General features: G+C 43.5%; 14 protein-coding genes and 1 pseudogene. 9 read left to right on the forward strand and 6 right to left on the reverse strand.

Annotated elements, in window-relative coordinates; translation table 11 throughout:
• Positions 1 to 96: 96 nt before the first annotated feature.
• Both AB4274_RS19325 and AB4274_RS19330 read right to left on the reverse strand, forming a co-directional pair.
• Positions 97 to 636 carry a DUF3332 domain-containing protein gene (locus tag AB4274_RS19325; RefSeq protein ID WP_017061899.1) on the reverse strand — a complete coding sequence of 180 codons (540 nt, stop codon included), beginning with the start codon at positions 634 to 636 and terminating at the stop codon, positions 97 to 99.
• A 225-nt stretch (positions 637 to 861) separates the two neighbouring features.
• Positions 862 to 1,023: a hypothetical protein gene (locus AB4274_RS19330; protein ID WP_170962358.1), complete on the reverse strand. Its 162-nt coding sequence runs from the start codon at positions 1,021 to 1,023 to the stop codon at positions 862 to 864.
• A gap of 265 nt (positions 1,024 to 1,288) precedes the next feature.
• On the opposite strand from AB4274_RS19330, the gene AB4274_RS19335 reads away from it, so the two are divergent.
• Positions 1,289 to 1,882: a hypothetical protein gene (locus AB4274_RS19335; protein ID WP_017061898.1), complete on the forward strand. Its 594-nt coding sequence runs from the start codon at positions 1,289 to 1,291 to the stop codon at positions 1,880 to 1,882.
• Positions 1,883 to 2,112: 230 nt separating this feature from the next.
• Here AB4274_RS19335 and AB4274_RS19340 read toward each other — a convergent pair whose 3' ends face one another.
• The gene (locus tag AB4274_RS19340; protein ID WP_004731601.1) at positions 2,113 to 2,322 is read right to left on the reverse strand and encodes a hypothetical protein; all 210 of its coding nucleotides are present in this window, start codon (positions 2,320 to 2,322) and stop codon (positions 2,113 to 2,115) included.
• Between the two features lie 928 nt (positions 2,323 to 3,250).
• Between AB4274_RS19340 and AB4274_RS19345 the strand changes: the two genes are divergently transcribed.
• From AB4274_RS19345 to AB4274_RS19370, 6 genes are all read left to right on the forward strand, one after another.
• Positions 3,251 to 4,183, forward strand: a complete 933-nt coding sequence (locus tag AB4274_RS19345) for a siderophore ABC transporter substrate-binding protein (RefSeq protein ID WP_372112977.1) — start codon at positions 3,251 to 3,253, stop codon at positions 4,181 to 4,183.
• Between the two features lie 100 nt (positions 4,184 to 4,283).
• Positions 4,284 to 5,237: an ABC transporter permease gene (locus AB4274_RS19350; RefSeq protein ID WP_372112978.1), complete on the forward strand. Its 954-nt coding sequence runs from the start codon at positions 4,284 to 4,286 to the stop codon at positions 5,235 to 5,237.
• Positions 5,230 to 6,180 carry an iron chelate uptake ABC transporter family permease subunit gene (locus AB4274_RS19355; protein ID WP_372112979.1) on the forward strand — a complete coding sequence of 317 codons (951 nt, stop codon included), beginning with the start codon at positions 5,230 to 5,232 and terminating at the stop codon, positions 6,178 to 6,180. The genes AB4274_RS19350 and AB4274_RS19355 overlap by 8 nt, the downstream gene beginning before the upstream one ends.
• 12 nt (positions 6,181 to 6,192) lie before the next feature.
• A complete protein-coding gene (locus AB4274_RS19360) occupies positions 6,193 to 6,957 on the forward strand; it encodes an ABC transporter ATP-binding protein (RefSeq protein WP_017061894.1) in 765 nt (254 codons plus the stop codon).
• Positions 6,958 to 7,267: 310 nt separating this feature from the next.
• Positions 7,268 to 8,293, forward strand: coding sequence for an HD-GYP domain-containing protein (locus AB4274_RS19365; RefSeq protein WP_029235511.1), 1,026 nt, complete (start codon positions 7,268 to 7,270; stop codon positions 8,291 to 8,293).
• A 70-nt stretch (positions 8,294 to 8,363) separates the two neighbouring features.
• Entirely contained in the window at positions 8,364 to 13,259 is a 4,896-nt protein-coding gene (locus tag AB4274_RS19370) for an ATP-binding protein (RefSeq protein ID WP_372112981.1), read from the forward strand.
• Positions 13,260 to 13,353: 94 nt separating this feature from the next.
• Here the strand turns inward: AB4274_RS19370 and AB4274_RS19375 are convergent, their stop codons facing one another.
• Positions 13,354 to 14,244, reverse strand: a complete 891-nt coding sequence (locus AB4274_RS19375) for a LysR family transcriptional regulator (protein WP_017061891.1) — start codon at positions 14,242 to 14,244, stop codon at positions 13,354 to 13,356.
• A 243-nt stretch (positions 14,245 to 14,487) separates the two neighbouring features.
• On the opposite strand from AB4274_RS19375, the gene AB4274_RS19380 reads away from it, so the two are divergent.
• The gene (locus tag AB4274_RS19380) at positions 14,488 to 15,663 is read left to right on the forward strand and encodes an MFS transporter (protein ID WP_017064421.1); all 1,176 of its coding nucleotides are present in this window, start codon (positions 14,488 to 14,490) and stop codon (positions 15,661 to 15,663) included.
• 235 nt (positions 15,664 to 15,898) lie between these two features.
• Here AB4274_RS19380 and AB4274_RS19385 read toward each other — a convergent pair whose 3' ends face one another.
• Both AB4274_RS19385 and AB4274_RS19390 read right to left on the reverse strand, forming a co-directional pair.
• On the reverse strand, positions 15,899 to 18,655 hold the full coding sequence (locus AB4274_RS19385) for an immune inhibitor A domain-containing protein (RefSeq protein WP_372112983.1): 2,757 nt from the start codon (positions 18,653 to 18,655) through the stop codon (positions 15,899 to 15,901).
• Between the two features lie 47 nt (positions 18,656 to 18,702).
• Positions 18,703 to 19,011, reverse strand: coding sequence for a hypothetical protein (locus AB4274_RS19390; RefSeq protein WP_372112985.1), 309 nt, complete (start codon positions 19,009 to 19,011; stop codon positions 18,703 to 18,705).
• Positions 19,012 to 19,420: 409 nt separating this feature from the next.
• Here AB4274_RS19390 and AB4274_RS19395 point away from each other — a divergent pair.
• Positions 19,421 to 19,825, forward strand: a pseudogene (locus tag AB4274_RS19395) (Lrp/AsnC family transcriptional regulator); the annotation flags it as partial.
• Positions 19,826 to 19,917 lie beyond the last annotated feature (92 nt).

Genomic DNA, 19,917 nt, shown 5'->3' on the forward strand with positions numbered 1-19,917 from the left:
CGGTGGTGTGAGAGGACGGAGGCCGTGAGGCCTCCTCCTACTCGATTATGAGCTCAAAAGTCTCTTTAAGTTTGAACTCTGTGTGGGCGATGAACCTTAAGCTTCAGTGCCTTGAATCTTCTCTAATTCAGCGATAGTTGTTTGCGATACAAGCTGACCATCCATGTAATAGGTAACGTTTTGACCGTCTTTGATGCCCGTTAGAGTCGCTGTTTCACCAGATGTATAGACGATGTCCATTTGAATCGTGTTTTCGTCGATCTTAATCATCTCACCCGTTTCAATGGTGCGATTGTTAGAAATTGGGCCGACAGGGGCTTCTTTCAGGCTTGGGTCCAGCTCATCGTTCACTTTGAAGTGCGTGTCTGTTTTTGTATCAAATACGTGTGGTGAACCGCTGATAGGGTTTTTACCTGTCCAGAATTCAAGTGAGTTGAATACCACATAGTCTGCTGCGGTAGTAATACCGTATACAGGCGCTAATAAGAAGTTTACACCTGCACGGGCATAGCGGTTATCGACAACTTCAACGTTAAATTTCATCACTTTCCCTGTTACGGCGTTGCTGCCGATACAACCAGTTAGCGCAGAAGCCAAAACCGTTAGTCCTACAATTTTAAGTGCAATCTTTTTCATTTTAGTACCTGTATAAGTTAGAAGTCTGTTTCGTTGGAACAGGTGTAGTATGGTTTTTATTCGATGGTCAGTTTTACCATTTAGCGCCACTGACGATATAAAATGCACTCGGACTTTTGGCATCAAGCTAGGTATAAAACTGGGCACAAAAAAAGCGCGACCTAATAGGGCGCGCTTTGGGGTATTTAGATAAGTCGTAATGAAAACAACGACTCCCATATAGAATTACTTCATCACGTAGGTATAAGCCGATACGACAAGCCAGCGGAAAAATCGAAATAAAAGGGTAGTGGCTTTAAAGGCAAACTTGGCAATGGATACCATTGCTTCTGAACCAATGCTCACGCACTTATGCAAATCGGATTCTTTGTATTCTGAATAGGTCATCTGTTTTCTCATTTCTCGCGCTTGTCTTTCATATGTAAGTAACGACTCCTGTCTGGCGATATCCCCTGAGCGCGTAATGTACGAACTTTCGCCGATAGAGATTTACCATTTTATGCCAAGTGGGTTAATAACTAGCCAAAAGAGAAAGGGCTGAGAGAATTTAACGGCATAGCGAGGTGTAACTGATCAAGTTACCGAAAAAACGAGGGTAATAATGGTATGATCGCGGGCTCAGCACCATAAGTGATAAAGAATAGGAAACAGAATGACTCACCTTACCGAACAGCAAGAAGCTGCAATGGCGACGTTTAAAGAAAACTTACACCTTCCAAATGGTGGCTTTCATAAACTGATTATCGAGCTAAGTAAGGAGTATCAGCTGCCTTTCCAAAAGGTGCGTGCGGTTTTAAAGAAAGCTCAAAAAGATGTTGAACGACAAATACGAGAAGACTTTACCAGCGTTGATGACACAGTACTGAGCCAAGCGAATTGGGTAAACATCATTAAGTCGAAGCTTGTTGACTTAGCGGAAGAAAACCAAACGGTCATGGATAAGCTGCAACAAAACCTGAAGTATCAAAAAGTGTTGTCGGCAACCGAGGGTTCAATCGCAAGCGAAGACGAACGTGACGAGTTGATTGAAGAGTTGATTCAAGCTTATGAGAAAGAGGTGTTCAAACCGTTACTGGCGATGTTGCATACAACGAAGCTGTATTGGAAGTTAATGCTGGTGGATGAGACATGTAAGATGAATGAGGAGAATCGTGAGAAGTTCAGTGATTACCCTCAACACATGCAAGCTGCAGAACACTTATATACTCTTGATCAGAAGTTAAGGTCGATGCCGTTAACTTATTAGTCCATGAATGCACTGATAATGACTCAATGGTGATTTAGAGTTTGATATAAGTTGGTTTCAATAGAAGTACGATAACCTAGCTAGCGTTAGCCGCGTGTGAAATGCAAAAAGGGCTAGGTTTCAGATCTGTTTTACTTCTACTCTATTTTGTTCTGCTAGAGCGAATTGAGGGTGACATCTTTTACATCTTTGGGACTAGATGGTGTTTCTTTTGTAGCCTTTGGGAAATGCTATAGGAGTGTGAAATGTCCTAGGGTGTTTCCGTTGCCTGAAACGATAGTTCCGATGCTTTCTCGTTCATTAAATTCAAAGTCGATGAGATAGCTGTGATGTTGTAGCTTGGGCAATATGTGGCGGTGGAGTATATCGCTATTGAGCTGTCGAATCTCGGTGACCCATGAAATCTCTTCTTTGTGTAAATCTATTTTAATCTTGAGCATTTATTACCTTTTAGTTTATTGACTGTTTTTTCGCGTGATAGTTGGTACCAATGGGTTTGTCGTGTTGTTCTGCGTGACATAACTGTGCCTTGTGTTTATTACATTTGTATTTAAGTGCTCGATCTATTCTGACTTCGCTGACAAAAGAGCAAATGACGATAGATCGGTAGTAGGATCGAATTTAAAAGCTATTGAATGACTATCTGGGTGAAAGCTGACGCAGAGATGGTGTAACGAGGGAATCGAGAACTGTCTATGTGGAACTTGGACTTACTTTAGCATTAACAGCTCTATAGATTAGAGCCAGGTGGCGAACTATACGCCTAGTTTTCAAAATTACAACCCTATTTTGAATTAAATTCAAAAATATTTTTGGGTGATTTACCATCGGTTACTGAAGGTTAAATGAGCGAAGGTCAGGGATTTGACCATGATATCTGACTGAGTCTTGGCTTTTCAGCTGTTCGTATTCGTTGTCATTAGTGGGTTTAATTGATCAGCTAATTTGGTGATGATTAAGTCTCTGTTGTATATGATCTTTACATTGTAAATTACAATCCATGATTTTGGGGTTCAGCGTTGTAATTACAGGGTTTTTGGGTGCTTTCCCCATCTGTTTTTTTCTTCAGGTTGATGAGTATTTTCCTCTTCGCGTCTTTTTGATATTTCTGATTCCTAATACCTCTCCTGACTACGCAAAATATGAATACTCACTTTTACGTTTCTGAATAATAAAGTTGTTGTATCGCCAATTTAGTGCAAATATAATTGATAATAGTTCTCACTTGCGTTACAAGTTTGTTGTCAATCCAATGACAGACTTTAAATTATCGTTATTTAGCAGTTGTGTACGCCCCATGCTCGTCTATGAGTAATGTGACTTTCATTGTCATGAGTGGTGGTTTGTATCAATGGCAAAGGAAGAAACATGAAGAAAACAATCAATTCAGTTCGCCAGTTATTGAGCGGGCTTGCCATCGTTCTAGCATCATCATTCATGATGACCGCGCATGCGGAAACCGTCACCATTGAGCATGTGAAAGGCACAACGCAGTTTACTGAAGTACCACAGCGAGTGGTGGTTCTAGGCCACGGTAGCTTAGACGTGCTCGATAAAATTGGTGTACAGCCAGTTGGCGCGCCTCATAGCTTGCTGCCTGATTACCTAGCTTCGTACAAAGATACGACGGTAAATACAGGCTCTTTAAGCGAACCTGATTTTGAAGCTATCTACATGTTGAAGCCTGACATCATCATCGCGGAAAACCGCATGCTTAAGGTTTACGACAAACTGGCACAAATTGCTCCTACTGTCATGTTTTCTATTGAAGGCGACAAGTACTGGGCTGATGCTCAGCAAAACTGGCGTGTGCTAGGCGACATCTTTGGTAAGCAAGCTGAAGTCGAAGCGATCATTAAAGAGACTCAAGCTTCTATCACAGCGGTAAACGACAAAGTAGCGTCTGACGAAACTTCAGCAATGATGCTAATGAACAACGGTAACAACATTGCGATGTTCAACAAAGGCAGCCGTTTCTCAATCATCTTTGATGACTTTGGTTTCGTGGAATCAAAGAGTGCAACCGTGGCTCCGATTAAAGGAACACACGGCAACCTAATCTCTTTTGAATACATAGCTGATGCAAAACCTGAAGTGCTTTACGTGCTTGACCGCGAAAAAGCGATTGGTAAATCAGAAGGACGCGCACAACAACTGTTTGATAACCCACTGGTTGCGGCAACACCTGCAGCGCAGCACGGCAATATCGTTTACCTTGATTCAAGTGCTTGGTATTTGGCTGGTGGCGGTGTGACAGCGATTCATAGAATGCTTAGTGACATTGAACGTACGATTCAATAGTTACTAACCATCAGATTTTCGGGCTTATAAGAGTGTTCTTATAAGCCCTTTTTCACTTTTTTATACGGGCTACCCGAGACTTATCTTTAGTATTATTCCTATGTTGAAACCCATTGCAGCTGCTGTATTTCTTGTTGTGTTATGCGTTGCGTCATTGATGATTGGAGTCGCTGAAATCAGTTTTAGTGACTTTTTCAATGGCAACCAACACGCCAACTCTATTTATATTGTTAGTCGGATCCCTCGACTACTCGCGATCGTGCTTGCCGGAGCGGGATTGAGTGTTTCTGGCTTGATCATGCAGCAAATCGTACAGAACAAGTTTGCCGCGCCTTCGACGATGGGCACCATTGACTGTGCGATGTTGGGTTACATTGTCGGCATTCTAGTGCTAGGCAATGCTGCGCAATGGAGCTACTTAGGCTTTATCTTCGCGTTTGCAGTGTTTGGCACCATGCTATTGGTTCGCTTCCTACAACACCTCAAGTTTAAGAACGCGGTATTGGTGCCTTTGATTGGCATTATGTATGGCAACGTTGTTTCGTCTCTAACAACCTTTATTGCTTATAAGTACGACTTAGTACAAACCATGTCGGCATGGACTATGGCGAACTTTGCGAGCGTGTTGCAGGGCAGCTATGAAATCCTTTATCTCGCGGTGCCTGCTTGTGTATTGGCTTACTATTTCGCGAGACAGTTCAGTGCGGCGAGCATCGGTGAGAGCTTCGCGAAAAACATCGGTTTGAATTATCAGAAGATCGTCTTCATTGGTGTTGCGTTAGTGGCTATCAGTGCCTCCTCTGTGGTGATGATCGTTGGTGTTATCCCATTCCTTGGCCTTATCGTGCCGAATATCGTGTCGCTGATGATGGGCGATAACATGAAGAAGATTCTGCCTTGGACTGCCTACTGGGGGGTGATCTTGGTGTTGGCTTGTGACCTGCTAGCTCGAATCGTCATCTTCCCTTATGAGATTCCAATCTCGATGGTAATCAGCATCTTTGGTGGCATGATTTTTATTTACCTAATCATGAGAGACAAGTCGAATGCGTGATTCAGTAAAAATTGCGATTCTGGCTATCGCGTCTTTGGGTATGACAGCGCTATTCATCGGGCAGGGGCTGACGTGGGATAACTACGAGTTCTTCTTGTCTCTGCGCCTACCAAAATTGCTGTCGATTGTGTTGGCGGCGGTAGCGATCTCGGCGTCGTCATTGGTTTTCCAAACCATTACTAATAACCGAATTCTAACCCCCTCCATCTTGGGCTTTGACAGCTTGTATATGCTGGTACAAACGGTACTTCTGTTTGTGTTTGGCAGTGCTAGCTTCTGGGTGATTGACTCGATCGCAAACTTTTCGATGTCTGTGACTGTGATGATCTTGTTCTCGTTTGCTCTGTTCCATTTCTACTTTAAGAGCAAGCGAAACAACGTATTCACACTGCTGTTGATAGGCATCGTATGTGGCAGCGTATTCTCGAGTTTGTCTAACTTCTTGGCGATGTTGATTGACCCGAACGAGTTCGCGGTGCTGCAGAATGTGATGTTCGCAAGTTTCAATAACGTGAAAGGCGAGTTGGTTTACCTCAGCCTTATTCCTTTGGGTTTGAGCTTGCTTGGCCTTTGGTTGTTGGCGCCTAAGCTTGATGTACTTTGGCTTGGTGTTGATAACGCGACAAGCCTGGGTGTGAACACCAAGCGATTGACTCAGATTACCTTGGTGATTGTGTCAGTGATGGTCGCGGTGTCTACGGCTCTGGTTGGCCCTGTGCTGTTCTTTGGCATGATCACCGTAAGCTTAGCTCGCCAGATATTCCGATCTTATCAGCATCGTGTGCTTATCATCGCAAGCAGCTTACTAGCGATCGTGCTATTGGTTTCTGGCCAATGGTTTATCGAAAAAGTGATGGCGTTTGAAACCACTGTGAGTGTGATTATTAACTTGGTCGGCGGTTTGTATTTTATGTTCTTGTTGTTACGCACCAGAATTCAGTAAAGGTAGTAAGTAGTGATTAAATTAACAGGTTTAAGTAAGAAGTATGGCAAGTCACTCGTGGTTGATGATGCCAGTGCTATGTTCCCGAAAGGCGAAGTGACTTCTATCATTGGCCCAAATGGTGCGGGTAAAAGTACACTGCTTTCAATGGCGAGCCGCTTAACAGACAGCGACGCGGGTGAAGTGGTCATTGGCGATAAGTTACTGGCTGAGTGGGATACCAAAGAGCTAGCGAAGCACCTTGCTGTGTTAAGGCAGTCGAACAACATCAACATGCGATTTACGATTCGCGAATTGGTGTGTTTTGGTCGTTTCCCACACTCTCAAGGTCGCTTGAAAGACGAAGATCATAAGATCGTCGATACAGCACTAGAACACCTTGGCATTACTGACATCCAAAACAAATACCTTGATGAGTTGAGTGGCGGTCAGCGTCAAATGGCGTTTATCGCGATGGTTGTGGCGCAAGATACGGATTATGTGTTCTTAGATGAGCCTCTGAACAATCTTGATATTAAACACTCGGTCGAAATTATGCAGACGTTGCGTCGTTTAGCGCATGAGTTCAATAAAGCGGTCGTTATCGTGATTCATGACATCAACTTCGCTTCTTGTTACTCAGATAACATTGTTGCGATGAAGAAAGGCAAAGTGGTTAAGTCGGGTAAGGTTTCGGAAGTGGTTGAAAAATCAGTGATGGAGTCTATCTACGAGATCCCATTTGAGATTCGTGAGTTCGATGGTGTTCGAATCTGTATGTATTATTCTGGTCGTTAGATTACTGAATAACTCGGTTGTTTTGCTTTCTAGCCGTTGAACGAAAAGAGCTCCCATATGAGGAGCTCTTTTTGTTTTCGGATAGTATCTGTGTTGTTAGTGAAATGTTGCAATGCAAAGGTGATTCCCCTTGTATAATAATAACTTAACTGACGTAATATTGACTGGTCGTACTTCTAATAACGCCAGTTTGAAGTCACTCACAGATCTACTCTTCATTTTTGAAAATCAATTGTTTTTTTTTCTACTTAACCTCTGGAAACCGTTCTACACTAGGGTTATAACTGTTTGATTTGTATACGAGGTATCAATGAGTCGGAAACCTATAGTGTTAGTCGTGGATGACACCCCAAGTAACTTGGATGTGTTAACGGCAATACTCAAAGATACTTATCAAGTGAAAGTAGCGATTAACGGCACAATTGGTATCAAAATTGCGAAGATGGTGCCGCAGCCAGACCTTATCCTCCTTGATATCATGATGCCTGACATCGATGGTTACGAGGTGTGCCGCCAACTTAAAGCTCAGCCGAATACGGCTCACATTCCTATCATTTTCGTGACCGCCACAATTGGTCCAGAAGCCGAAGTAAAAGGGCTCTCCTTGGGGGCTGTCGATTACCTAACCAAGCCGATAACCCCTGCAATTGCACTCCAGCGTGTGAAAACGCATATCGCACTTTATGACCAACAACGCGCGTTGTTTAGTCAGGTAAAAGAGAAAACTCAAGAGATCAATCTCGGTAAGCTAGAAACACTGAACATACTGGGTAGAGCTGCTGAATTTAAAGACAATGAAACAGGCATGCACGTTAAGCGTATGAGTCACTACTGTGAAGTGCTAGCTAAAGCCTTGGGAATGACTGACGAAGATGCCGAGACGTTGCGTGATGCAGCACCAATGCATGATATTGGCAAGATCGGTATTCCTGATAGCGTATTACTCAAGCCGGGTAAATTGGACGCCGACGAGTGGACAATTATGCAAAAGCATGTCGAATATGGTGTTGATATACTTGGTAGGCAGAGTGATTCCAAACTGATGCGTATGGCTATTCAGGTGGCGCAATATCATCACGAAAAATGGGATGGCAGTGGTTATCCAAACCAGATAGCTGGTGAAGGTATCCCATTGGTTGGAAGAATTGCGGCTGTTGCTGATGTGTTTGATGCCCTGACCGCAGAGCGCCCTTATAAAAAAGCTTGGAGTATTGATGAGGCGCTGAACTTGTTTGAAGAACAGAAAGGCAAACATTTTGATCCAACTATCGTTGATGTGTTTTTTCTGAAGTTACCTGAGATTCTAGCAATTAAAGAGAAATTTAGAGATGAGTGATGGCTTGATGTTGTCGCTAAATCGTTTGGTTGTTTTTCTGGCCATTACACTTTTGGTGTGGCCACTGCTAATGCGATCTACGAATGCTGCTGAGGTAACAGATACTGAGTTAAATCAGTGGTTGGGAAACCAACCAACGGTAACTTTTGTTGTCTTGGCCAACCATTATCCTTACTCATTCATCGATGATGATGGGCAAGTTTCTGGGATCATCAAAGATTGGACACTGGATCTTGAACAGCGTTTTGGTGTTCATGTTCGGTTTGTCACAGTTAACTCGCGTGTCGAGGCTAAAGCCGCGTTAGTCGACGGGCGAGGCGATGTATTCCCATTCCAACAGTTCGACCCAAGTGAAGGTGGCCGTTTTCTTGCAAGTGATCCTTATATTCCTTATCAGGTCGCAGTGATTGTTCCCATCGACAACAAAATAGATACCAACATCGACCAAACTCAAAAGCGCCGCATCGCGATGGTTAATGAAAATATCGACTTGGAGCGAGCCGGTGTCAAATTGAGTTCTATTGAGCGAGTGAATTTTGATAACGTTATTGATGCAGTACGTGCGTTAGGGGCCGGGGATGTCGAAGGCATGGTCGGTGAACCTATCACCACTATGGATCTTGCGAAAAAGATTGGCGTTCATGATTTAGCGGTAAATTATGTTCTGGAGCATTGGAAAAGGTTTGAAGCATCAATGGTGATTCGAACCGATGAACCAGAACTGCTGACGCTAATCAACAAACAGATTGAAACCTTCGACGTTGATAACAAGAACCAGATTTTATCGAAGTGGCTAGACAGTTCCCCCTATCGAGTGCCGCTAAAAGGCGTGTTTGGCTTTGGTAACCCTCCGTATATTTACCCAGACAGCACCGCAGTCGGGCTACAGTACGACATTCTTCAGCGTGCACTGAATGACATGGGATATAAACTAGGTGACGTTGTCACACTTCCACCTAGCGCCGCTAAAAAAGCCATCGATAACAATAATTCTATAGCCTTTTTTTCTGGTGTTCAGTTTGATGATCCTAATGCGCACTTTTTAAGTGATAACGTTTTTAATGTTGAGTTTGTTCCTGTTTCACTAACTCGCCGCAAACTCCAACTTCAATCCCCAAAAGACCTATCATTAGGGGCGTTATTGTTCGACGAAACATCCACAATTAAAAACTCTGTTGAAGTTCTGAAGAGTAAGTTAGACATTGATCGTGTTGAAGATTACGAAGATCTTGAATCAGCATTCTCGCAGTTGAGGGCTCAAAATGTTGACCTGCTAATGGTTGAACGAAGAGTGCTAGAGTGGTTTATCACCAATACTCGTTTTATTGAAATGGCAGAGCTAACGCTACATGACGAGTATAAAGTTGAGTATCCGATCTATGTGGACTTTAAGAGTGAAGAAATCAGAGATAGCTTCAATGCCGCAATTAAAAGGCTTAAACAGGAGGATGACGGCTTAAACCAAATTATCGAGATGCAGGTTCAGAGTGATTTAAGCCTAGTCCTTAAAAAAGCGAATATTATCGCGCAAATATCTGCGTATTTTATCGTCAACGACCGCTTTGAAGAGTTGACGGAAGTGTTTGAAATTTTCGACACGGACAGTTCTTTTCAGGTGATCACCGCACAAGCGGATAACAATAGTCGCCCGATCAAATCTTGGTACATAGGCAACCTAGTTGATCAATATGGAGAGAAGAAAAATACCTCTCACTTTTCATCAGTCACCAAGGTGGCGAATTATAGGACCAAGGGAGGGAGTATCAACTCTGGTTCGATGACTTTCTACTTTGATGTTAATTCGTTAGAGCGGAACTATGTTTATTTTCCATCTGTCGAACAATTTAGTTCATTCGGAGATGCGGCGAAACGCTATATTGCGGATGTTTATCAAGCGAGTAACTTGACTGGAGAGATCCTAAATCTAAGCCAAAAAGAGAGGGCGTGGATTAAAGATAATCCGGATGTACGTATAGGTATCGATCCGAATTCGTTACCTTATGAAGCGGTATCCAATACCGGTGAATACATCGGGATGATTGATGATTATCTAACGCTGATTGAACAAAAAACAGGGCTAAGTATTCAGCATGTTGACGTGGCGAATTGGTCTGAGACCCGAAGCTTGGTTGATCATCATGAAGTGGAACTGGTCTCAGCAGCTCAAGAGAATCGTTCGTTAGGAGATAACGTCAAAGCAGCTAAAAGCTTGTTTTCAAGTCGTTTGGCCATTGCATCGAGAAGAGACGTTAGTAGCTTGGTACTTGAAGAAGCTGATGGTTGGAAAATCGGTATATTGAAGAATGCGGCAAATACTAACGCGATTTTAGATAAGTACCCGAACGTTGAGTGGGTAGAGGTAGAATCCACGGCCGATGGGCTCAACCGATTGGATGATAAAACCTTAGACGGCATGGTCGACACTGTTGATGTCCTCAATTACCTCATTGATTCATTTGGTCATCGAGAGATTGGAATTGTCGGACGACTTGATTTTTTCCTTTCACCCACCTTACATGTCATCAAATCTGAGCCTTTGCTTTATTCGATTGTGAATAAGGCGATTGAGAGTATTTCTGCTGAAGAACATCAAAAGATATCGGCGAAGTGGGCGGCGCCAAAAGCGATAGAAAGAGTTAATTATCAATTGGTTTACACCATTTCGGTGTTCTCTCTGGTGATCCTTCTTCTTATTATTTTCTGGAATCGTAAATTAGCGAAGCAGATCAGTATTGCTAAGGAAGCAACCGAAGCTCTGGAAAAGGCGCAGAACCAACTCTACAACATGCTAAATAGCTCTCCAATTGCAGCCAGCGTGGTATTTGAAGAAGAGGTTCGTTACGCGAACGATACGGCAAAACGTTTGTTTGGCGTGGAAGATCAGGCGTTGTCTTCTATCGACGTTGCCGCTATCCATGACTCGCTGAGCGTTCGTGATGGCGTGCATGAAGAGCTCGACCTTAACGGTAAAGTTGAAAATAGGGAGTTAGTACTCAGAAAGTCTGATGGAACCCGATTTGTTGCTTTGGTCAGTTACTATCTTTTTGAGATTGATGGTGAAGTCGCCACACTATTTTGGGCATTCGATATTTCAGAAATGAAGCGCCTTAACGAACAATTGGAAGAAGAGAAACAGAGAGCCGATTTGGCGAGCCAAGCTAAATCGGAATTCTTAGCCAATATGAGCCATGAGATAAGAACCCCAATGAACGCCATTATTGGCTTGTCTTATCTGGCGATTGGCGAAATATCTAATCCTGTCGCTCGAAATTACATTGAGAAAGTGCACCGTTCTGGCCATTCGTTACTCGGTATCATCAATGACATCCTTGATTTCTCAAAGATAGAAGCTGGACAACTTGTTATTGATAACGTCCCGTTTGATCCCGTAACGACCTTTAAAGATGTGATTGAACTAATGGAGTCGAAAGCAGCTGAGAAACAACTCAATTTGTCGATGGTCATCGACCCAGAGTTAGACACGCCACTGCAAGGCGATCCCTTGAGGTTGTTCCAAGTCATACTCAACCTTGTGGGCAACGCGATTAAGTTTACGGAACAAGGCAGCGTAGCATTAACGGTGGAGCATGTTGACTCGAACGACAGCAGCTTAACCATGAGAGTGAGTGTGATGGATACCGGGATAGGCATTTTGGATGAGAACCGTCACAAGCTGTTTGAAGCCTTTAGCCAAGCGGATACCACAACGACACGTCGGTTTGGCGGTACAGGGCTTGGGCTCAACATTAGCCAGAAATTAGTTCATGCGATGGGCAGTCAAATTACGGTAGAGAGTGTTTACGGGCAAGGCAGTGAGTTCTCCTTTGTACTGACATTGCCACGCTCAAGCTCGGATGCCTTAGCCGACTTCAAAGCCCAAGAGCTGCAACTGGATTATCAGATAGAGTTCAAAGGCCAAAGAGTTCTACTGGTTGAAGACAATGAGCTGAACCAAGATCTCGCCTTAGCATTTTTCAGTCGCTCTAAATTAAATGCCGATCTTGCTGAAAACGGAAAGGAAGCGCTGGAGTTAGCTAAAAACAACGACTACGAAATAATCTTCATGGATCTTCAAATGCCGATTATGGACGGCTTTGAAGCTACCCGTTTGATTCGTGAATTCGATATAGATGTACCGATTATTGCAATGTCAGCCAATGTTTTTGCTGATGCGAAACAACGAGCGAGGGCGTCGGGCATCACGGACTTCTTGGATAAGCCTATTGTTATTGATAAAGCGATGTCTTTGATTACTCGATACATTGTTCCTGAGGTCTTAGTTGAAGGTCGAGCGCCATCAGACACCTCTTCAGATGCGATCCAGACAGGTGATTCTGGTGAGAGTGCGGAATTGCACTCCGATCCCCAAATTGAGCCGCCTGTTTTCTCTCAGTCGAGGTTTGAGCAACTGACTTATCATGATGTGAAGCTGCAAGCCAAAATGCTTGATAGGTTCTGCCAAGGATCGCCAGACATTATGTCGGATGCTTTTGATAACTTAGTACAAGGCGACTGGGAGACGTTAGAGCGTAATCTACATACCTTAAAAAGCATGGCAGCTTCGATTGGTGGATTGCGATTGGCAGAGTTACTCAGTGATTTAGAAAGCAAAGCGCATAACAAGGCGTGTGATGAAGCAGATCTTAAGCAAGGCGAACTTGGGTTAATCGAACTGATTAAAGCAGTTGAGATCAGCTTTGATGTGTCTGGTGTTGGGGGATTCAATACGACAAGTACTGAAGAAGCCGATGCGAGTCTTGCTGATACCTCTGATTCACCGAGCATCACGTCAGAACAGCATGCTCAGTTGCTATCACTGCTGGATGCTTATGATAACGATGCAACTCAATATGTGACTGAGTTATTGGCACAGTATCCACATTCTGTTGTTCTCAAAGATGTTCGAAGTGCGTTAGATAATTATGACTTTGAACGAGCAAAAGAGGGGTTTGGCGCTTCTGAGTAGTTGTCTTTTATAAATATCACTTCAACATTAAAGCCTTTAGCTCTTATAGCGAAATAACTAGCTAGCTAAAGGCTTTAAATCTATCTATACCGAACTAACGACTCACGTTCTGTTTGATTAGCTCAACAACCGTATCGTATCGGTGCGGCAGTTTTCGGTTTCGTTTTTGAACCAGATACAGCGTTTCCTCTACTTCTACCTTTGGCGGCACAACGTGTAGCTTGTCTCTATCTGGGAAGTGTTCAACCGCGCCAGCCGGTAACACGGTAAAACCTAATCCTTTTGATACGGGTAGCAAGATCTGGTGAAGCTGATTGATGTAGCCAGATCTTGGTATCTCATTAACGTTGATGTTCGCTAAGTCTTTATCTCCGCAAAGGTCGAAATACAAAGACAGATAATGTGCAGAATCTGGGTGGGCAATCAGGCCAATGTCATTCAATACTTGCGGCGTTATCTCTAAATCAGCAAGGCTGTGGTGAACAATAAGACACAGTGCTTCTTTGCCGATGACTTGGCTTTGGTAGTAGCTGTCGTTCGGGGAATGCCTAACAATGCCGATATCGGTAGTGCCTTCGCTTAGGTCATTCAATATCTTTTTGTTTGGAGCGGCTTCTAAGTTAATGCTGAGCTCTTGGTGTTGCTGTTGAAGTTCAAGAAGCTTGGGATACAGACGCAAAGAGAGTGAGCCAGAGCAAGACAAGTGACATTGCCCAGCATAAGGGTTATCAAAACTCAGAGACTCAAAAAGATCTTCTTGGTCTTTCTCTAGTTTGATCGCATAGCGATACATAATCCGACCCTGTTCGGTCAGTTCGAAGCTCTTGTTTTCTCGAGATAGCAGGTCACAATTACAAGCTTGTTCAAGCTTCTTGATGTGTTGGCTGACTCCAGGTTGTGTCATATACAACTTTTCTGCCGTTTGGGTGAAATGGCCAACTTCAACCAGAGTCTTAAACGTATTGAGCCAAAGTGGATTAATCATACTCACCTTCAAATACTAAAGCCTATAAATAACAAAGCCAATAAATAACAGAAAATTATTATTATCTTAAGTAATGATAATTTCAACTCTAGCGTCTTAAGTAACGCTAATCAAAGTCATGTGGTGGTAGCACTTTATATTGGTCTATTGGTCGCTTTGTAGAGTTGCTATGAGTAACAAAGTGTTGCGACTTTGTTGAATTTTTGGTCTATTGACCAACTGTGCTCATATTTAGGAACGAAGATGAATAGAAATGTTTGGCTGCTTTCACTGTGTCAGGCCTTGTTGATGACGGGTAACATATTACTGATCTCTGTGATTGGTTTGATCGGTAAGCAGATTGCACCCAGTGTCAGCATGATCACCTTGCCGGTTGCACTGCAGTTTTTGGGTCTAATGGCAGCCACTATTCCAGCATCTTTAATTTCAGGCAAGTTAGGGAGAAAGAGAGGATTTAGCATTGGTAATGTGGTTGGCATTACAGGAGCTAGTCTTGCCACCTACGCACTGTCTCAGCAAAATTTCTATCTGTTTTGTTTCGCTACGTTCTTACTTGGGATAGGCATAGGTTTTGGCACGCTTTATCGTTTTGCTGCAATCGAGGTGTGTGATGAAAATGCCCGTCACCGAGCGATCTCTATCTCGATGGCTGGTGGCGTTTTAGCCGCGGTATTAGGACCAAATTTGGCGATTATGTCGCAACAGTGGTCGCAAGATGGCTTGTACATTGGTGCTTTTGCTTCTTTGATTGGATTGAACATTCTTGCGTTACTCATCTTACAAACAATTCAGTTTCCAAAAGTCTCTTTTAATAGTCAGGCACCTAAATCCGATCCTCTCAGTGTGATAGTAAAAGCGCCTAACTTTATTGGCGCAGTGTTTGCTGCCATGGTCGCTTATGCGGTGATGAATATCCTGATGACAGCAACGCCATTGGCAATGATTGGTTGTGGTTTTGACTTTACCAAAGCAGCGGGCGTCATTGAGTGGCACGTATTGGGGATGTTTGTTCCTGCATTCTTTACTGGTTCACTTATCGAGAAGTTTGGCTCAAGAATGATGATCTTGGCAGGCGGGGTTCTGTTCGTCGTCTGTATCGCGATTAACATTCATGGCGAATCTATCTGGCACTTCAGAGCGGCTCTAGTTGTGCTTGGTGTCGGTTGGAACTTTATGTTTATCGCGGCAACAGGTTTGTTTAGTCAGTCCTACCAATCGCAGAATAAAGCTAAGGCACAAGCGTTTAATGAATTTATTGTCTTTGGCTGTGTGACGATTACAGCGATGCTCTCTGGCTGGCTAGAATCGACAGCAGGGTGGCAGAACCTCAATATCTACGTATTACCATTCGTGTTAGCTGTTATCTTGCTGTTCGCATTCAGTGCTCGTAAATCGCGTATTCAAAAGCAGCCTGTGTAATGGATCATCTAATGGTGGTTCAGTAACTTCGTTACTGTGATTCAGTAACTTCGTTACTGTGATTAAAACCCTAGTATCTCGAACTGCGACCAATAAAAAGCCCTACCAAATCGGTAGGGCCTTTGCTTACGGCTTAAATAATAACGTTTTCTTAAAACTGCTGTCGTGGCTTATATCCTGTGACAACAGTACTTAAGCTTGTGTTGTAAATACGCATGACAGAGCCAGCGATGATTTACAGGTCGACCAAAATTGTCTTAGTGGTAATCCCACCTTGGTCATCGATTATCTTCAGTGTCACCTCGTGCTTTCCGTATGAAGGGAAGATTGACGTGAATGTGCGACCTCGTTTCACCTTTCCGTTTGGAAGTGTCCACTCGGTATCAACAATACGACCATCGCTGTCTGAACTTGTAGACCACATGGTTACCCAGCGGCCCAAGTGAATGTACTTCGCGCTCACTTCTGGAAGGGCGTTTGGAGATTCAACACTCACTACGGAGCTAAATGAAGCGGTAGCGCCTTTGTCGTCGACAACAGTCAAGTTCACCGTGTATTCGCCCGCTTGCTCGTAAGACCAAGTTGGTGCCACTTCGTTACTTGTTGTGCCGTTCCCAAAGTCCCATAGGTAACGGGCGATCTCACCGTCTTGGTCTGAGCTGAAGTTGTTTGCAGAAACAGTCAGACCAGTCACATTAAGCTCGAAGTTCGCAGTAGGAACGATGTTGTGTTGGCTTACTTTAGATAAGCGAACCACACCGTATTCGTTGTTATCACTCTGATTCACAATATCGACCGCTAAACCAAACTCCGTCAGGATGCGTCCTGAATCTGGTGCTTGAGGCGATGTGTAATCTTGGTCATCCGAGAAGCTAGCATTGCCAACCAAACTGGTATCTTCGAGTACATCGTTGTCGCTGTTTACAAGACGCATTGGAGTATGATCTTTGAGTGAAAACGCTGCGTCTCGAACTTGGTAGCGTGTTTGAGCCGCTTCACCAGAGTTTGCCCACACCATGGCATTTTGGTCTGCATCGACCACGCCTAACCAACCTTCACCAGGGTGTTTACCTACCCAGTTGTCGGTTAGTGATTCGTCGACGTACCAAATGATCAAGCCAGGGTCGAATGACATCAGTTGTCCCATGCGTTTGATGTTCGCTAGGCCTTCATCAACATCCATGTGGCTGCGCCATTGCAATAGATAGTAGTGCTGCGCTTGATGGAATCCATTACTCAGCTTGTAACCATTAAGGGCGAAGGTGGAGTTGCTTTCACCATCGTCTATTGAGGTCACTTCACCATCGACAACAACAGCAAGGTTATCTAAATAGAAGCCTTCCATTGCTAAGCCGCCATCGGTGATGTATTCAAAAGACAGTTCCACTTCTTGGCCTGCCCATTGTGAAACGTCGAACTCAGCGTCGACCCATCCGCCAGATTCACCGCCAATAGCAGGAACGAGGTCCGTGTTGTATGGATCGTCCATTGAGGTAATGTTTCCTGCAATGGCTTGTCCGTTGATTAGCACGCGCGCAAAGTCGTAGTCTTTTTCAATCTCATACCAAGTTTTGAAAGACAGCAGTGCAGAATCACCCGCTGGGATCATCAACTTGCGAGTCATACTGTTTTTCAGATCATCGCCTTTTTGAGAGTGGAATGAATACTCGCCCTCAAAGGGTTTCAGACTTTCAATCTGCTTTTCAGGAAGATCCACTTTGATCATGTTAGGACGACTGTTATCCGTTGTTTGGAACAGCGTATACACTTGTGGATTGTCTTCTAGGTCATCAATCGAGAGCTGATCATCGTTAACCCAACGTCCGCCAATCGATTTCTGTAGGAAGTGTTTTGCCCAAGAGCTGAATGCCGTTGGTTGTGTACCACCAATTTGACCAGCCCAACTGCCCGAAGACATGATTGACCAGTAAGAAACCGGTTCGCCTCTGCCTGTGTATTGCGTGTCATACTCGTCTGGTAAGCCTAAATCATGGCCATATTCGTGGGCACAAACACCTGCAGCCGCATCAATCGGTTGAATGGTGTAATCGAACGCCGCGTATTGGCCACCAAATCGATCTGGAAGCGAGCTAGAAGTACCTTCCAGTACATGAGTGCGACCAAGGTTGAATCGGTGAGACCAAATCGCATCAGGGCCTAACACGCCACCACCGGCTTCTTCGCCTACCGATGCATGAAACACCATCAGGTGGTCAATCACACCATCGGGTTCGCGGAAATTTCCGTCACCGTCGTAATCGTAACGATCTTCGATGTCGTAATCGGCAAGGTTGATACTCGGATCTTGAGCCAGTTGATTCAGCGCTTCACGAACCAGTTCTTGGGCGTTTAGGTCGTTGTCGGTGGTAGGGGAGTTGCCACCATAGAATGACGCAGGCTTAGAGGCGCGATACCAACCTGCCGCTTGACCTGAAACGCTGTAACTGTCGCCTGATTCGCTTTGGTAATATTGGCGCATCGAGATTAGGTTTTCGCCATTTGGCCCTGTGTAGCCAGAATTTGAAAACAACAACTCTTGATAATGTTCAGGGTTGTAGCTCTCGTAGAGCATCTGCGTGTGCTCTTCGGTCAACTTGTTGTCATCCCAGTTCAAATCAGGGAAATCGACCAATAGAGCGAGTACTTTATCGGTGCGCTTGGTGCCGACTTCTAAAGCAAAGACACTCGCTTTTTTAACGCCAGACCCTTTTTCTATGGCTTTGAGTATTTTTGCGCGTTGCTCAAGTGCTTTTTTTCCGAATTGAGCATCGCCTTTGAAACCGGAATTGATTTTATTTTTCAAGTAACGGTCAAGCGCATCGCGCTTTGCCGCATCGGTTGCATCTTGGTCGACTAAGCCTTGTCTAACTAGCATTTCAATGAGTTTGTCTTCATTAACTACGCCTAAATCAATAGGTGTTTTTGCATAACCACTGACGCTAAATAGAGTAAGCATTGCTGAAGCCAACAATGTTTTTCTCATCATTTTCATTATATTTCCTTTTTATATTTCCATGTCGATATCAGTATCAACTTGCCTTATTCGGATCTGTTGTCCGAGTTTGGCCTAATACACTCTTGTGGTGTCTTATTTAACTGACGTGTGTTTGTTGTATGTTTTTTACCTTCTATCTCTTTTCTATTTTTTGAATCAAACGGAGTGCTCTTCACTTTTTTAGCGTTGAGATAGATACGCAAAGCTTCTTGATTTTCCTCATAGGTTAAGCCTGAACAGATAACACCTCTTTTAATCAATGACTTCAGCAATAGTTCGTCGTTCTCAATAGTGGAAGCCTGTGACAGTGAGGAAAAAATTAGAACCATTAAAGCCATTGTTTTGTGTGACATTATTATATCAAGCCATCAGTTTTGATTATGTAACAAAATATATTTATAAAATTCACCAATCAAATGGATAATTATTACAATTAATTATTCGTTCCGGTTTCAACATTTAGAGTTAATATAAAATAAGGAGTGTTATTTATTCTATTGTCAGTTATTTAATGGGTTTTGTTGAATGAATAGTTGATAGTTTGGATGTTTAATAACATTGATTAGGTCGTGGTTATTATTCTGGAGGGCGCTTTATACAAGGCGTTGGGTTCTAACTAATAAGATGATTTTTTATTATCGGTGTTTTAAAATACGCATGTAATAACTGAGTCATTAGTAAATACCCATGCTCAAATTATTTTTACTCAAAATATCAATAATTAGGGTATTGAGAGTAACTTTCAGTGTTTAAATGACGTGAAATTTAACAATAGCAGAGCTGGTCGGGTTGTCACCGCCTGCTTGCTTAAAGCGAGTGAAACGGCTGAGAGAAGAGGGCGTGATTGTCGGTGGTGTGTCCATCATTAATCCAGAACTGACCGGCAGTAAGATGACTTTGGTTGTGTCCGTGGAAATGGAGCGTGATCGAGGGGATATTTACCAAATCTTTCGCCATTCTATTTCAAAGGCAGAAGAGGTCACGCAGTGCTATCAGATATCAGGCAGCTTTGATTTCATGCTGATTGTGACGGTCAAAGACATTCAAGCCTACGAAGACTTTGTGGAGCGAGTACTACGCAAAGATCTGAATATTCGTAAATTCCATACCTCTGTCTCAATGAGAACCGTGAAATTTACCATTGCCGTAAACTTAGATGAGTCGTGACTGTTGGCATGAGAAGATAGTGAAGTTATTAGCTTTGTGAGGTACTTAGCTAATATTTGTATAAATAGCAGGCATTTACACAAAATGTGACG

The organism is Vibrio sp. 10N.261.55.A10 (genome assembly GCF_041470825.1).
Taxonomy (GTDB): domain Bacteria; phylum Pseudomonadota; class Gammaproteobacteria; order Enterobacterales; family Vibrionaceae; genus Vibrio; species Vibrio crassostreae_C.